At 61.4% G+C, this 676-nt stretch carries 2 protein-coding genes and 1 pseudogene; 1 reads left to right on the top strand and 2 read right to left on the bottom strand.

The features are described 5' to 3' along the window. Nucleotides 1-216: pseudogene (locus tag EN964_RS36340) on the bottom strand (hypothetical protein); the annotation flags it as partial. 112 nt (nt 217-328) lie between these two features. Further along, on the bottom strand, nt 329-454 hold the full coding sequence (gene ykgO / locus EN964_RS36335; protein WP_006327841.1) for a type B 50S ribosomal protein L36: 126 nt from the start codon (nt 452-454) through the stop codon (nt 329-331). On the opposite strand from ykgO, the gene EN964_RS38280 reads away from it, so the two are divergent. Then, nucleotides 444-676: hypothetical protein (locus EN964_RS38280; RefSeq protein ID WP_206528842.1), on the top strand; the 233-nt coding region annotated here is incomplete at its 3' end. The genes ykgO and EN964_RS38280 overlap by 11 nt on opposite strands.

The following is a 676-nucleotide window of genomic DNA, read 5'->3' as shown; positions in this document are numbered from 1 at the left end:
CTCGCTCCAGATGTTGCCGGCGATGCGCTCGGCCGCCTTTTCGTTGCGCTCGCGTTTCAGATCGCTGAACAACTGGTCGAGGCGGGCTTGTTTCGTCGTTGCGGCGGGCGGCGCGTCCTGAGTGGCCGGCGGCGCGACAGCATCGTCCGCCCATGCCGGGCCATAAATGACGCCGGAAACAAGCAGAGATGTCACAAATGCAAAAAGAATCCGCATCGCCGGACTCTAGTCCCGGGCGACGGAACGTCAAACTGAATTTGGCGTGAAAATGCCGGCAGGCGGCAACAAGCATCAAATGGGGGGAGGCAACAGCCTCCTGCCCGAAAACTCAGCCCTGGCGTGCCTTGTAGCGCGGGGCGGTCTTGTTGATGATGTAGACGCGGCCCTTGCGGCGAACCAACTGGTTGTCGCGGTGACGCGCCTTCAGCGCCTTGAGCGAATTCTTGATCTTCATGGTCTTGCCTGTCGGTGTGGACCCGGTCCGGGTCGAAATTTTAAGGCGCGCCAGAAGACGCGCCTTTGAACTGTGGGAGGCTCATAAACGAGGAGCCTTGTCCCTGTCAACCGCAAGCGTGCTCCATAGCGGCTGTGAATCGTCCCTGTCATCAATTATCCGCCATGTCGGCCTTGCGGCATTGCGCGGCCCTGGGGCCGGCTGGGATGATCCGGCCGCCGT

The organism is Mesorhizobium sp. M7A.F.Ca.CA.001.10.2.1 (assembly GCF_003998575.1).
Lineage (GTDB): Bacteria > Pseudomonadota > Alphaproteobacteria > Rhizobiales > Rhizobiaceae > Mesorhizobium.
The sequence above is the reverse complement of the archived record's forward strand: the minus strand, read 5'-3'. Positions and strand labels throughout refer to the sequence as shown.

Coding starts and splice junctions, on each gene's coding strand:
- ykgO (WP_006327841.1), bottom strand. CDS start 454: ATGAAGATCAAGAATTCGCTCAAGGCGCTGAAGGCGCGTCACCGCGAC.